Origin of the sequence: Sulfurimonas sp. (assembly GCF_041583195.1) — a bacterium.
Taxonomy (GTDB): Bacteria; Campylobacterota; Campylobacteria; order Campylobacterales; family Sulfurimonadaceae; genus Sulfurimonas.
Genome location: NZ_JBFHGL010000001.1, coordinates 279,937 through 293,808, shown reverse-complemented (window position 1 = coordinate 293,808; position 13,872 = coordinate 279,937). Strand labels below are relative to the sequence as shown.

The following is a 13,872-nucleotide window of genomic DNA, read 5'->3' as shown; positions in this document are numbered from 1 at the left end:
GAAACAGACATGGAAAGAAAAAAACTAACAGAAGATGAAATACTGCAGATAGTCAAAACAGACTTAGAGAATGCAAGAACAGCCAAAGCAGCTATTGAAACCAAGATGGTAGCTTGGAGAGAAGCATACGAGGGTAAACCGGATAAAGAGATACCAGGAAGAAGCAACTTTGTAAGTAAAGATGTTAAAAAAGCTATTCATTGGTTTATTCCTAATGCGATCAAGCCTTTTGTAAGCACAGAGAACATTGTAGAAGCTACTCCCCGTTCCGGAGATGCTACGAGTAGAGCAAAATCGCAATCTGCTTTACTTAATTATCAGTTTGGAAATAAGTTTAACCGCTTTAACTACATACATCAAGCTATGTTCATCGGTGCTACTGAGGGTACAGTAGTAGCAAGACAAGGATGGTTGCAAGATGTAGAAACTATTAGTGAGAATTTTGAAGCACTTACTCAAGAACAGCTTATAGCTCTAAGCCAAGAAGTAGATAGTATTGAAGTTGAAGAAGAAATACCTACTGAAAATGGAATGGTTTATAAAGGCATCTATAAAAAAGAAACTATCAGAGATCAAAGACCTACTGCAGAGATACTTAAAAATGAGGACTTCTTTATACTAGGTGATTCTATTGATAGTGCAGATGCCTGTATTCAAAAGATAGACACTACTCTAAGTGAGCTAAGAAAGCAAGATAAAGCTTACAATGAAAATGGTATCTATACAAACGTAGATAATCTTATCAATACTGATGGTAACGAGGAACAATCCTCTTTGGAATCAGACAGATATACACAGAAGCAAGAACAAGGGCAGGATTCAACTCTTAAAACAGAGGACCAATCAAGACAAAAAGTAACCATATACGAATATTATGGAAATATAGATATAGATGGTACAGGTATAGCAGAGCCTATTGTGTGTGTATTTAGTGGTAATACTGTTCTAAAAATAGGTAAAAATCCTTTCCCTGATAAAGAGCCACCTTTTGTAGCTGCACCATTTAGTAAAAAAGCATTTATGTTTTGGGGTGATGCTCTTACTGAGTTCTTAGTAGATGTTCAAAATGTTAAAACTGCAATCATGCGTACTTTTGTGGATCTTATGGCAAATAGCACTAATGGGATGAAGCACGTTCAAAAAGGTAGCATAGATGCATTAAACATCAGAAGATTAAGAGCAGCCAAGATAGGTAGTGTAGTAGAGTGGAAAAATCTGGATGGTTTCTATAAAGACACTAAAAATGAAATACCATCGGACCTGCTAAAAATGTTTGAACTCTTTACTGCAGAGGGTGAGAATGAAAGCGGTGTTACAAGATACAATCAAGGACTTGATGCGAAGTCACTTAATAAGACAGCTACCGGTATCAACATGATCATGTCTCAATCTCAAATGCGTATGTGGGAAAGCTCTACACTATTTGCAGAGAATTTCCTAAAACCACAAATGCGTAAATGGATAGCTTATAACCAAGAGTGGCTATCTGAATCTGTAGCTTTTAGAGTAGCAGGTGATAAGTTTGAACAACTAAATCCAGATGATATTGGAGGTAATTATGATCTGAAAATCAATGTAACTTTAGCAGGAGGTAAAGAACAAAAAGCACAAAACATCATACAGTTAATACAACAAGCAGCACCGCTTGTTCAAGCAGGAGCTTTAAAACCTGTATATATCGCAAAACTGTTTATCAAATTAGTTGAGATATGGGATTTTAAAGATATGGCATCTGAACTACAGGCAGAGTTAGAGCACATGGAAGCTCAACAACCGCAACCGCAAGATGGAGTACCGCCAGGTATGACACAACAACCACAACAAATGTAAGGATAAATACAAGATGGAAGAAAAAGAAGTAACTATCGAACAATTAGTAGCACTAAAAGAAGAAGCTCAACAGAGCATCAATTTAGGCGAACTATTAGAGAGACTTGAAAAGAAAAAAGAGTTCAAAGAGATATATAAGCTGTTTGTAGAAGATGGCAAAACTCTCCTATGGGAAAACATCAAAGCTTATAAAGAAGCTGATATGTTGGAAAAAGGTACTGCAAGAGTAGAAAACATAGAGAGATTTGAAACAGAAGTACAAGCAAGATTAATCTTTGAAAGATTCATCAACCGCATTAAATCAGATGCTGCAGAAGCAAGAGAAGCAGTCAAAGAAATAGACCAAGCTATAAAAGAGGAGCAGGAAAATGAGTAAAGAAAAAACATACGAAGAAGAATACGAAGAAGTGTTCTTTGGTGGAAAAGATAGCACAAACGATCAGGAGGTGTTAGATGAGCAAGGTGATGATGTTGAAGAAACAGAACAAAATGATGAGATTACCGGTAATGAGAATCAAGAAGCAGAAGAATCAGCACTTGATGATACTGCCGGTGAAGATGCTGCAGAAAACACAGAAGCTGATCAAGATGGTGCTGATGATGTGGATAGCGAACAGGCAGACAGTCAAGAGGAGAGTGATCCAAGCAATACACCTGATGAAGTAGAAGCCAAAAAAACTACTATCAAGTGGAAAGGTAAAGAGGTCGAGGTATCAGAGGAAGAACTTAGAAACCTGGCACAAATGGGTTTTGATTATACGTTCAAATCTCAAACTCTATCTAAATACAAAAAACGCTTTGAAAAAATGGATGAAGCCGGTATATCTGATGAAGATATAGAGTTACTCTCTAAAGTAAAAGCAGGTGACAAAGAAGCTATGGCTTACATGATGAAGCAAACAGGGCTTGATGCTTATGATGTAGCGGAAGTAGAAAATCCTAAACCGATACTACAAAATGAAGATACGAACATAGTAATATCTGAAAATGTAAAACCTTTAATCGAACAGATAGAGAGAAATCCGGAACTGCATAATCGTATGCAGCAAGTCGAAGAATATCTCCCAAATGCTGTGATTAATACAATGGCACAAGATGCAAATGTTCTATATGGTGTAGTAAGTGAAGTGGAATCTGGCAGCTTTGATCAAGTAATGCCGAGATTACAAATGAAGTTATCATCAATGAGTGAGCTTGATAGAGCTTTCGTAGAACAAAACCAAGATGCTTATGTGAATTTATATATTCAAACAAAAAACGAGCTTTTTGGAAATCAGCAAGTGCAACCACAAGCACCTGCACAGGAACAAGAGGTAAATGCTTCTAAACCTAAAAAAGAGAAGCCAAATCTTGCAGATGTTGGTATTAAGAAGTCTAAGACTGCTGACCGCCAAGTGCAAGTTATTAAAGATGCTTTTTCAGATGATGATGAGTATCACAGAATCTTACAGAGAGTAAGAAGCCAATAAAAGAGGTAAAAAACTATGGCAGCAACAACTACAACTCAAATACCTGCAGGTGTTCAAGCGTTTTACGATAGAAACCTATTAGAACGTGCTACACCTGAATTGGTACATGACAAATACGGACAGATGAGAAACATCCCTAAAGGTGGATCTGATTCTATTAAGTTTAGACGTTATAACGGTCTTACTGCAGCTACAACACCATTAACAGAGGGTGTAACACCAAGTGGCTCTCAATTAAGCATTACGGATGTTACAGCAACTGTAGCACAATATGGTGACTTTGTAACTATTACTGACACAGTTAATTTAACTGTAGAAGATAATGTGATCACTGAAGCTACAGACGTACTAGGTGAACAAGCAGGTGATACGGTGGACCAGGTTTATCGTGATGTGCTAAATGCAGGTACGAATGTGTTCTACGCAGGATCAATAGATACAACTACTATTGATACTCGTGTAGAGGTTGCATCTGCTCCATTAGCTAAAGATTTAGATGCTTGTATTACAGCACTTAAAGGTCAAAAAGCTAAGAAGTTCACTAGCATGATTCAAGGCTCTAACAAAATCAACACATACCCTATTCGCCCTGCGTTTATGGCTATTACTCATACTGATAAAGTTGAAGAACTTGAAGCTTTAACAGGGTGGAAATCTGTTGAAGAATACGCATCTCAAAGTGAAGTAGATTTATGTGAAGCAGGTGCTTACAAATCTATCCGTTTTGTTGAAACTACAAATGCAAAAGTATTCACAGGTGCAGGTGCTGCAGGTGTAGATGTTTACTCTACTCTTATCTTAGGTAAAAACGCTTATGGTGTAGTTGGTATCAAAGGAAACCGCAACATCCAAACAATCGTTAAGCCATTAGGTAGCGGTGATGATCCACTTAACCAACGTGCAACTGTAGGTTGGAAAGTATGGGCTACTGCGAAAATCTTAAACGATGCATTTATGATTCGTTACGAATCAGCATAAGTGTAGCTTTGTAGCATACTCTCTTTGAGAGTGTGTTATCAAGGCTATACAGCCTACAAAATAAACCTATCCAAAGGATATAGAAATGTCACTATCAAGAGACGAAATGATCGCAGCTCTAAAAGAAGCAGGGCAGACAGTAGCAGGTAACATTGGTGATGATACATTAAAGAACAAATACAATGATTTTATTGCATCACAAAAGCCAAAAGAGCCAAAAAAGGTAAAGGTGATTATTCACTCAAAAGATGAAAAAGAAACGGAAGTTTTTGTTGGTGTGAATGGTAAAGGCTACCAAATCAAACTTGGTGAAGAAGTGGAAGTTCCACAAGGTGTTATCAATAATCTGAAAAATGCAACTGAAGTAGTGCATATTGCAGAGAAAGATAAAAAAGGTGAGCCTACCGGCAAAATCACTCGAAAGAAAAAAGCAAGATACATCGTAGAAAAAGTATAGGGAGTAAGCCATGACAGTCCAGGATTTTAACACTTCAATTCGTTACAAACTTCAAGATGAAGCTAAAAATAGATGGACTGATGTGGAGCTGCTAGACTATACTAATGAGGGTTTGAGAGATATTGCAGTAAGAACTTTCTACAATAAGATAGATGAGGATATTAGTGTTCTATCTACTCAAACTACTTACACTCTAACAAAAGAGCCTATCAAGGTGTATAGTGTAAATTCATATCAGCAATTTACACAACCTACCAAAGATACTCTACTTTTCACTAATCCAAGAGATGAAGATATAACTGTTACTTACTATGCCTATCCAGATGCAGTAACAACAGATATAGATGAGGATATAGATATTATAGATGCCCTTAAATACTTTGTATTAAGTAAAGCATACGAAAAAGAAGATATAGCTGAAAACTTCAATAAAGCTATTTATTTCCAAGATAAATACATCTCTTACATTAGTGAAAATATGACTAGATGGCATGGTGACGAAGATGTTATGCCGGATAAAAGCGACTTTTTTAAATAAGGAATAGAATATGGCTTATGTTGCAGGTGATTTAATAATAGCTAGTTGGACCTCACCGGTTACTATTACAGAAAGTGATTTAATTAGCGGTTTAGATGATGCAGTAAATGATTTAGTTACGAACAATGCTAACTCTTTAAAAAATCATGTAAATACAGAATTAGGAAAAATACCTACATATTTAAAAACAGAAGCGGAAGCAATAGCTGCTGCAGTATCTGATAGTGCAAATAGTGCGGAAGATAGTAATTTAGAATCGCAGGATTGGGCTAACAAAATAGGTGGAGTTGTAAACACTTATATAGATGGTGTTGAACAAGCTGATGGTACAGAATATAGTGCTAAAAAATATGCACAAGATGCTGCTGTAAGTGCAGCTAGTGTTGATGCTGATAATATCATTCATAAAAATGGAAGTGGGCTACCTAATGAGGGTTATGATAAAGTAGAGATAGAAGAAAGACTAAGCACTAAAATTTCAACTGTTGCTTCATCAGTTTTACTTAATCCAACTTCATTAACTATGGAGTCATGGCTAGAAACAGTAGGTTTTGCTACTGTAAGTTATACTGGTCAAAATGCCAGTGCTACACTAACAGACAATGCTGATACTACTTGGAATATAGTTAATTCAATGAATACAACTGATTTTACAGTAGATGATAACACAAACTGTCCGACACTCACAACTTGTAAAGATAGTGCATCTTATGTAGGTCAAAAGATTTTCCATGATAGAAGCGTTACCCCTAGTGTAATTAAAATATGTACTGGTGAAACTAATGCAGGTGTAACAATTACTGGGGCTTGGACTGCTGACTGGGGAACTAATAAAGGTATAGCTGATGTTCACATTAAAAATAGGGATGCTGCGGATGTGCATCAAAGATTTGATGGACTGAGAGGTGCTACTAAATATTTAGATACTTCAAATACAACAATTGAAACTGCTGATGTAGATACATTAATATCTTTCAATAATGGCAGTGTGACGATTGGACAAGATGTTAAAGTTAATACATTAAATGAAAAATATGTAGCTTATTTTACTTTATACACTCACTTATCAGGTGGTAAAACTAATCAAGGTAAATTATATATTGAAGCATTTAATCCTATTATTAAACAAGGTATTGAGCTTTATAGAGGGAGTGGTTTAGCAGGGCATTCGTTACCTCATAGTATGGGTGTAAAGTTAGATTACTGGGATATTAAGAACTTAGAAAATGGTGTTATAAATTGGATAACACAAACGAGTTACCATGAAGATGGGTATCTTTCTTTAAATCTTCCAAATGCTTTTACTCCTAGTACATCTTATGCAGTAACAAATGACACTAATGTTCTAACACTTAATGCTAATACAAATACTAATACAGCAGATGAAGAACACATCATGTATTACAAATGTAAGTCCGAGAATTGGACTATCGTACTATTTCAAGGTACTGTAGCAGGCAACTTTATAGAAACTAAAGATGTTAATGGAGTACCTAGAAAACTCAGAAGATTTACTATTAAAGCTATAAGTGCTAGTAATGATTATATGACTGGTGATACGAATAGAGGGGATAATAAGTATATCAGATTTAATACATCTGCCATTGAAGATATTTCATATTCTTTTACTGTAACTTCAAATGGTATTACTATAAATGATACATCTGCTGTACATAATGGTAGTGGAGTACAATACATACTAATAGGTGAATTTGATACAAAAGCTGTAGCAGGTAGTCCTGATGATGGTTACTTTAACTTTCCAGTGGATGATGCAAACCTGACTTTAACCAATGCAGAATTTAATTACTGTGAGGGTAAAGATGAAACAGGTTATAAGCTCACAAGCGAGGCGGTAGCTACTAGACAACTAGACTTTGCTAATGTAAGTGATGGGTTCAAGTGGGTTAATAAGCTAAAAGGCTCAACTGGAAGTATTGTTAAAGAGTTTCCTGATATGACTGGTGATTTTGTAGCTTTTGATTATAAACCTAGTTACGGTCTATATGATAAAAAGTTTGCAGATGATAACAGATTAGTATTTAATAAAGATGATGGTAAGTGGTATTCTACTGCTGATGCTAATGCTTTTACAGAAGATTTTAGTACAGACTTGTCAGCTTGGACTATTGGTGGAACTACAACTCCATCTATATCTAGTGGTCAATGTTTGCTAACTGGTGCAGATGGATATATTGAAAAAGTACATACAGCTAGTGCAGGTGATAGAATAAGTGTTGATTTTACATGGTCTACTGGAACTCTAGTAGTAACTGATGGTACTACTTCTAAAACATTTACTGGAAGTGATACTTTTGAATTTGTAGCTCAAACAGATAATCCAACCATTACTTTTACTGCTACTGCTACTGGATATTTAGATGATATAGAAATCTACAAAAAAGAGGCAACACTAGATACAGCATTAACTACACCTATAAGTTTAATTACTCATCCTGTTATGATTAATAGTAATACTGCTCAGTACATAGATTACAATCAAAAAGTATCTGAAAATTTCATGGCTTATCCTGAATTATACAAACCAAAAATTCAAGGCAACAGAGTTATTAAAGAGATAGGCACTATTTATAATAATAACAGATATAAAATTGATCATAGATATTTCTTCCCTGATTATAGTGGTAATGCTGAGGATTATGAAGCTAAAATAGAAATTTACCATTCTGCTATTGATGAATGGGCTGAAACTGCAAGCGTAAGTTCAACATCAGGCGTTTCTACTGTTAATGCCTATGTTGGTGTGGAGGTAGCATCATTGAAAGAGGGAGTATGTGTTAGAACTGCATCTACATACCTAGCTGTTGATAGTTCTACTTATGGAGGTACATCTAGTGATGGGAGTGTTATAGCTTCAGCACCAGCTAGGGTAATTTTAACTTATGTAGGAGCTACAAAATGATTAAATTAGAAGTGTATAAAGACGGTGTAAAAACATTAATTGATAGAGATTTAGTACCTAAAGATGCTGATGGTAGAGAATTTGATTATATCTTATCTACCATGACAAGTGGTATTTATGATGTAGATACAACTAGACAAGGATTGGCTGATAAAGAAGTAGCTAGAGTTAATGCAAAGACAACTAGAGATAATTATTTACAAGCTATTACTCACACTTTAGCTGATGGTGCTATTGTACAAGTAAGACCACAAGATGTAATGAATTTTGAGATGGCTATATCTTTAGGTGTATCAAAAGATTGGGTACTTAAAAACAATACTATAAGAACTTTAACGGTTGCAGAAATGCAAGAATGTCTAAATAGCGGTATAGCACAAGCAGAAAACATTTGGACTACATATACAGACTTCTTAAAGGCTCAGTAATGAAAAAAGACTATTGTACTGCTTTCCCTGAAGTATGGAGAGGGATCAAAATATCATCATGCTGCAGACTGCACGACATGACTTGCAGTACATCAAAGTTCTTCGGATGTTTAAAGAAAAAGCTTGGAATATTCCACGCAACTTACATAACGCTAGGCGGTGCAATAGGCTGTTGGGCGAAATACACATCTAAGATGTTTAAAAGGGTTTAATGATGATAGCTGAAAGTTCAATAGCAAAAACTGTATTTAATTTTTTTACTGTTTGTGCTGCATCGTTCTTGGTGTATCTAGACATAGAGGTAGAGACTTATTCTATATATGCTGTTCTTTTGATAATAGACCTTTTTACAGGTTGGATCAAAGCAGGAAAACTTGGTGAGCCTAGAACAAGTGTAAGAATGAAATATGGAATACTCACAAAGCTTATGCTTTTGCTGATGCCTATAGTTTTGGCTCTTGGTGCAAAAGCTGTAGGAGTTGAGTTTAAAACTATACTTGATGTGTGTATGACTATCCTTGTTTTAAGTGAAGTTTACAGCATCATCGGAAATATGTACACAATCAAAAGTGGTGGAGAACTACCTGAATATGATGCCATAGCTATGATAGGTGGAAAGATAAGAACTTTTCTTATCAGACTTGCAGGTGAAAAAGCATGATAGACATTAAACAGTATCTATACATAGCCATTGGTTTATTGATCTTACTATATGTAGGACATAGAGAATACATGATCAGTTCTCTAAATACAGATGTGTCAAACTTGGAAAAAGCCCACCTTATAACAGGTGTAAACTTTACAGAGTGTGATGAAACGCTGACAGAACAGAATGAGGCTATACAGTTCTTAGCGATAGATGCAGACAAAACACGCAAAGATTTTGAAGCTTACAAGAAATTACCTCGTGAAGTAAAAGTCGAAACAAAAATCATCTACAAAGATGTAAACACTACAAAACCAAGAGAGGAGAGAAGCTGTGAAGAATACAAAACTATTGAACGCAATACTTATATGCTTGATTGGAATAAGTAGTGTTGGGTGTGCTAGTAAAGATCACATAGTTGTAAAGTATAAAAAAACATACATAACTGTACCATGTAAAGTTCCTAAAGTGGATTGTAACAGATTTAAGCATACAGGTAAATCACAACAAGAAGAATTGATGTTGTGTAATAGAGAGTTGATAAAAGCTAATGAGGGATGTAGATGAAATCTAAACATTTCAAAGTTCACGAATTAGTACCAAAAGCTATGTATGAAAAGTATGGAGAAAAAGCATGGCGATATGTTGATGTAAGACTGATTGAAAGTATAGACAAACTAAAAGAACATTTTAACTTAGGAACTATGACTATCAATAATTATTATTGGAATGGCAATCGTGAATGGAGCGGAATAAGAACACCGGACAGTCCACATTATAGCTATGGCTCACAACACTCTTTCGCTAATGCTTTAGATATTGTATTTAGTGACTATACAGCCGAAGAAGTAAGAAATTATATATTAGATAATTTAAAAGATTTTCCACATATCAAAGGAATGGAGCTTGGAGTGAGTTGGTTGCATATTGATGTGAGAAATGAAGATCAGATTGTTTTATTTACCGCATAGGAGCATAAAATGACAAGAGAAATAGCACTTTTTAACGGTGGTGTTAATAATTTAATAGATGCTCACCTTATAGCAGATAATGAATCACCAATTAGTATAAATGCAGATTTTCAATCCGGAAGCTTGAAATCCCAAAGATCAAAAAGAGAAACCACTACTACAATTAGTGGGAAGTATGGATTTTATTATAAAGAACAAAATCAACTTATTACTACAGATGAAGATAGATTTTTTGTAGAGTTTGGAGGGTTTTTGTATTGGTCCAATAGTGCAGGGATAATGAAAAGATATGATGGAACTACAACATCAGATTTAGGAAATCATGCTGCACCTACTACTGCTTTGGGAGCAGCAGCAGGAAGTCCAGGATTATTAAACGGTACTTATTGGTACACTTACACTTATGTGCATGACGATTTATTTGAATCTCCTCCTGCGGGATATGTGAAAGTTACTTTAACTGATACAGAAGCTAATATCACCTTTTCAGATTCACCACCAGGCACAGCAACACAAAGAAAGTTATATCGTTCCGGAGGTTTAAATCCATCTTTTAATTTAGTTGCTACAATCCCTATAGCCACTACAGCTTATACAGATTCTATTTACGACTTCTTTATAAGCAGAGAAGAATTAACAACGCATTTACATGATGCTCCTCCTGCAAACCTAGATATGCTAGTTCAGCAAAACGGAACATTTTTTGGTGCGTTAGGCAATAAAGTATATTTTAGTTTAGAGGGGCAGCCGGAGTATTGGAGTGCCTACAATTTTGTACCTGTTCCACAAACTATCACAGGATTAGGGGTAATTGGTAATGGTATAGTTATATTTACAGCAGATAGTATGTATTTGCTATCCGGCTCTAATATGTCTAACATATCACTTAATAAACTCCCATACAACTATGGTTGCAAAGATAAAAGATCTGTTCAGAATTTAGCAGGTAGGTTAATATGGCTATCCACTATAGATGATAACGATGCTATTTTATCTTTTGATGGTGCTAATGCAGTAGTATTAACTAAAACTGCTACTAACTTTAATGCACCTGTAATCGGTGAAAGTTGTTTTGATGATTATTCAACAGAAGTTTATAGCACTTTCAATTACGATTTTAAAAATTCTGCAGCAGTACACAATAAATATTATCTATTCACTAATGGCAGAACAATAATTATTGACTTCCAGGACAATGGAAAAATAAAATATGCAACAGATACAATAGATAGTGCATACTTAAAACAAGGCTCATTTTTCACTATTGAGGGTGGAAAAGAGTATGAATATTATCCGGATTATTCAAACTACAGATCTATATCATATCGCACAAAGCAATTCCACGATGGAACTTTCACACAAACAAAAGCATATAGAGTAGTAAGAGTAAATGCCACAGGAAACTACCAAGTTATAGTGCTTGTAGATGATAAGGAAATTATTACTACTATAACAGATAAAATATATCTGCCACAAGGCACAGTAGGAAAACATATTTCTTTCTTAATAAAAACTACAGAATTTGCAAAAGTAAAAGCAGTAGCTTATGATTATGAAGTTTTAAAATAGAGGAAACCGATACTATGAAACAGGCTAAAAACAAACTAAAATTTGTACAAGATAGTGTTATTAGGGGTATTTTATCTGAGATTATAGATGAGATAGAGAGAATAAAGTCTATAGAGCCTGTAAATGAAAACACAAAAACTATAGCAAGAGCAATCAATAAGATTACAGGAAAACTAAAGTGAATATTAGACAAGCCACTACAGCAGATTTTACAGAGTTGGTAGAGATGTTTAAAGACTTAATCAAGACTGTATATCACAGCAACCAACTTAAAGATGATATTTTTTTTCATGGTGCTGTTATGGATTGGTTTAGAAGCGGAAAAGATATTGTTATTGCAGAAAAAGATGATGAGATAGCAGGATTTACTTTAGCTTACATACAAGATCTAGGATATATAAATCCCTATTATTACGGTGATATAGCATACATAAAACCACACTTTAGAAAAACAAGAGCAGCATATCTTCTTTATAATAATGTTGTTAATTATGCAAAGCAATTAGGTTTAGAAGTAGAAGCAAGAGCTTTTGTAGGCAACGGAAATAAAAATAGCGTTGATAAAATTCAATCAAAATTTGGTACACCGGAGTTTATACACTTCAAAACAAATCATATCAAGGAGCAGTAGATGGGTGGCGGAAAAGGCGGAAGCACAAGTGTTCAAAGACCATTAACTCAAAATGAGCTAGATTTAATAGACACTAATAAAGATGCTATTAATTCTGTGATAGATATAGCCGGTAGGCAGCAAGATTTATCTGAGCAAAATCAAATGGATTGGAATAATACCTATAGACAGATGGAAACAGGCGGTGTTTCCACGAATGCTTCTAGGGAAAATGGATTTTCAAATGATAACATTCTTACGAGAGATGCTTATGAACAAGCTCAACGAGATTATAACAATACAAGAACTGCTAATGAGCGACAATTAAAACTCTTACAGAATAAATATGATAAAGCTATTGGTAATTATGATAAATCAAAAACAACAACACAAAGCAATCCTAATTATAATTTTGAACTGCTAAACAAAGGTCAAAATAATGATCCATTAGCTACTGATGCTAATTTTGAATTCCGAAACGGAATAATGGTTAGAAGAAATAGTAATCTTTTCAATAACAATTCTTCTAAAGATAATACTGTAACGTATAATGAAAAGTATATGCACCAGGCGAATAAATATCAAAAAGAAATAGATGCTTTAAAAAAGAAGATGAATGGCAATAAAACTTCATGGGAAAATAAACAGATCTACAATGCCGATCCAAATTCAAATCTTCGTGAAGCTATGCTACAAGCTAATGAGCAGCTAGGAACTGTAGACCAGGGTGTTTATGATAGACAAAAAGCAAACTTATTCAATGGTTTAGATTCAAACTATACACAAGCAGAAAATAACCTTACTAGCACATTAGCTAAAAGAGGTATAGCTAATAGCGGAATAGCTGCTAAATCATATACAGACTTAGCAGGACAAAAAGCCGGAGCTATGGCACAGGCTAATAATCAAGCATATAACCAAGCTGTTCAGTCAGGAGATGCTTACAGACAGCAAAGAGTAGCTAATTTAACAGGTTATACTCAATTAGGTCGTGGAATGTCAGGAACTGCACAAAACTATTTAGGACAAGCTAGTCAATCATATTCAAATGCTGCTAGTGGTGCAGGTAGTATGTTTTCAGGTATAGGTGGACTAAACAATCAATATAATTCTAGTATGTGGAATGCTGATGCACAAGCTGCATCTGGAAAAGGTGCTATGGGTGGATCATTGGTTGGAGCAGGTGCTACATTAGGTGCAGCTTCTATCATGGGTCCGGCTGCCGCTGCATCTGATGCTAGATTAAAATCTAATATTCAAAAAGTGAGTGAATATAACGGATTCAACATTTATGTGTGGACTTGGAACGATAAAGCTAAACAAATAGGTGTAGCTAATATTCCAAACATAGGTGTAATAGCACAAGAGGTTAAAGATGTTATGCCGGAAGCTGTAATTATGGCAGATGATGGCTACTACAGAGTTAATTATTCAATGGTACTAGGAGTATAGC

The 13,872-nt window shown here is 35.0% G+C and carries 17 protein-coding genes; all 17 read left to right on the top strand.

Features of this window, described 5'->3' with window-relative positions:
* The first annotated feature begins 9 nt into the window (after nt 1-9).
* The 17 genes from ABZA65_RS01460 (at nt 10) to ABZA65_RS01380 (ending at nt 13,871) form a co-directional block, all read left to right on the top strand.
* Nucleotides 10-1,830: a hypothetical protein gene (locus ABZA65_RS01460; RefSeq protein ID WP_373069838.1), complete on the top strand. Its 1,821-nt coding sequence runs from the start codon at nt 10-12 to the stop codon at nt 1,828-1,830.
* 13 nt (nt 1,831-1,843) lie between these two features.
* Entirely contained in the window at nt 1,844-2,206 is a 363-nt protein-coding gene (locus tag ABZA65_RS01455; RefSeq protein WP_373069836.1) for a hypothetical protein, read from the top strand.
* On the top strand, nt 2,199-3,299 hold the full coding sequence (locus ABZA65_RS01450; protein WP_373069834.1) for a hypothetical protein: 1,101 nt from the start codon (nt 2,199-2,201) through the stop codon (nt 3,297-3,299). The genes ABZA65_RS01455 and ABZA65_RS01450 overlap by 8 nt, the downstream gene beginning before the upstream one ends.
* A gap of 15 nt (nt 3,300-3,314) precedes the next feature.
* Nucleotides 3,315-4,277: a N4-gp56 family major capsid protein gene (locus ABZA65_RS01445; RefSeq protein WP_373069832.1), complete on the top strand. Its 963-nt coding sequence runs from the start codon at nt 3,315-3,317 to the stop codon at nt 4,275-4,277.
* Between the two features lie 85 nt (nt 4,278-4,362).
* On the top strand, nt 4,363-4,734 hold the full coding sequence (locus tag ABZA65_RS01440) for a hypothetical protein (protein ID WP_373069830.1): 372 nt from the start codon (nt 4,363-4,365) through the stop codon (nt 4,732-4,734).
* A gap of 10 nt (nt 4,735-4,744) precedes the next feature.
* Nucleotides 4,745-5,272, top strand: coding sequence for a DUF6682 family protein (locus ABZA65_RS01435; RefSeq protein WP_373069828.1), 528 nt, complete (start codon nt 4,745-4,747; stop codon nt 5,270-5,272).
* A 10-nt stretch (nt 5,273-5,282) separates the two neighbouring features.
* A complete protein-coding gene (locus ABZA65_RS01430; RefSeq protein ID WP_373069826.1) occupies nt 5,283-8,195 on the top strand; it encodes a hypothetical protein in 2,913 nt (970 codons plus the stop codon).
* Nucleotides 8,192-8,623 (top strand): hypothetical protein, encoded by a 432-nt coding sequence (locus ABZA65_RS01425; protein ID WP_373069824.1) that lies wholly within the window; start codon nt 8,192-8,194, stop codon nt 8,621-8,623. Before ABZA65_RS01430 ends, ABZA65_RS01425 begins: the two co-directional genes overlap by 4 nt.
* Complete coding sequence (locus tag ABZA65_RS01420) at nt 8,587-8,835, top strand: hypothetical protein (protein WP_373069822.1); 249 nt, start codon at nt 8,587-8,589, stop codon at nt 8,833-8,835. The genes ABZA65_RS01425 and ABZA65_RS01420 overlap by 37 nt, the downstream gene beginning before the upstream one ends.
* A 2-nt stretch (nt 8,836-8,837) precedes the next feature.
* Nucleotides 8,838-9,284, top strand: a complete 447-nt coding sequence (locus ABZA65_RS01415) for a phage holin family protein (RefSeq protein WP_373069820.1) — start codon at nt 8,838-8,840, stop codon at nt 9,282-9,284.
* Nucleotides 9,281-9,658, top strand: coding sequence for a hypothetical protein (locus ABZA65_RS01410; protein WP_373069818.1), 378 nt, complete (start codon nt 9,281-9,283; stop codon nt 9,656-9,658). The genes ABZA65_RS01415 and ABZA65_RS01410 overlap by 4 nt, the downstream gene beginning before the upstream one ends.
* On the top strand, nt 9,642-9,836 hold the full coding sequence (locus ABZA65_RS01405; RefSeq protein ID WP_373069816.1) for a hypothetical protein: 195 nt from the start codon (nt 9,642-9,644) through the stop codon (nt 9,834-9,836). The genes ABZA65_RS01410 and ABZA65_RS01405 overlap by 17 nt, the downstream gene beginning before the upstream one ends.
* Nucleotides 9,833-10,240, top strand: a complete 408-nt coding sequence (locus tag ABZA65_RS01400) for a hypothetical protein (protein WP_373069814.1) — start codon at nt 9,833-9,835, stop codon at nt 10,238-10,240. The genes ABZA65_RS01405 and ABZA65_RS01400 overlap by 4 nt, the downstream gene beginning before the upstream one ends.
* A 9-nt stretch (nt 10,241-10,249) precedes the next feature.
* Complete coding sequence (locus ABZA65_RS01395) at nt 10,250-11,809, top strand: hypothetical protein (RefSeq protein ID WP_373069812.1); 1,560 nt, start codon at nt 10,250-10,252, stop codon at nt 11,807-11,809.
* A gap of 14 nt (nt 11,810-11,823) precedes the next feature.
* On the top strand, nt 11,824-11,991 hold the full coding sequence (locus ABZA65_RS01390) for a hypothetical protein (protein ID WP_373069810.1): 168 nt from the start codon (nt 11,824-11,826) through the stop codon (nt 11,989-11,991).
* Nucleotides 11,988-12,440 carry an N-acetyltransferase family protein gene (locus ABZA65_RS01385; RefSeq protein WP_373069808.1) on the top strand — a complete coding sequence of 151 codons (453 nt, stop codon included), beginning with the start codon at nt 11,988-11,990 and terminating at the stop codon, nt 12,438-12,440. The genes ABZA65_RS01390 and ABZA65_RS01385 overlap by 4 nt, the downstream gene beginning before the upstream one ends.
* Complete coding sequence (locus ABZA65_RS01380; RefSeq protein WP_373069806.1) at nt 12,441-13,871, top strand: tail fiber domain-containing protein; 1,431 nt, start codon at nt 12,441-12,443, stop codon at nt 13,869-13,871.
* Nucleotide 13,872 lies beyond the last annotated feature (1 nt).